Source organism: Synechococcus sp. R8-2, from assembly GCF_047461715.1.
In the GTDB taxonomy this organism is placed as follows: Bacteria; Cyanobacteriota; Cyanobacteriia; order Thermostichales; family Thermostichaceae; genus Thermostichus.
This window is the reverse complement of record NZ_JANSHQ010000378.1, coordinates 1-508: the sequence shown is the minus strand read 5'-3', so window position 1 is coordinate 508 and position 508 is coordinate 1. Positions and strand designations below refer to the sequence as shown.

Annotated in this window: 1 protein-coding gene; it reads left to right on the top strand. The window is 49.2% G+C overall.

What is annotated here, in order from left to right; all coding sequences use genetic code 11:
• Nucleotides 1-74: 74 nt before the first annotated feature.
• Nucleotides 75-508, top strand: a 434-nt coding sequence (locus tag NW819_RS09320) for an IS607 family transposase (protein ID WP_414413564.1), incomplete at its 3' end; no start/stop codon positions are given.

Genomic DNA, 508 nt, shown 5'->3' with positions numbered 1-508 from the left:
AGCATGACTCTAGTCAATGATACGCTGGACTATACTGAAAATAATGTACAGTATGTTCAGTATGGCTGCTTGGTATGGCTAGGTATGTAAAACCGAGAGAAGCGGCGGATTATTTTGGGGTGTGTCTCCACACTTTGAGGCGATGGGAACAGAAAGGCTGGATCAAGGCAATACGTACACCATCCGGTAGGGCGAGAAGGTATGACCTCGACAGCTACATTAAATCACCAAGAAAAACCAAACGAGTCGTTTTGTACGCCCGAGTCAGCAGTCGAGGGCAGAAACCAGACTTGGAAAGACAGATTGCAAGACTGGTTAACCTCTATCCTGGAGCCGAAGTGGTCGGAGAGGTTGGCGGCGGTCTCGACTTCAAAAGACCAAAGTTCCTTGCCTTATTGGAACGAGTTCGTGCGGGAGATGTCGGAACAATTGTGGTCGCTCACAGGGATCGACTCTGCCGGTTTGGATTTGAGTTCGTTGAATGGTACTGCCGTCAATACGGGTGCGA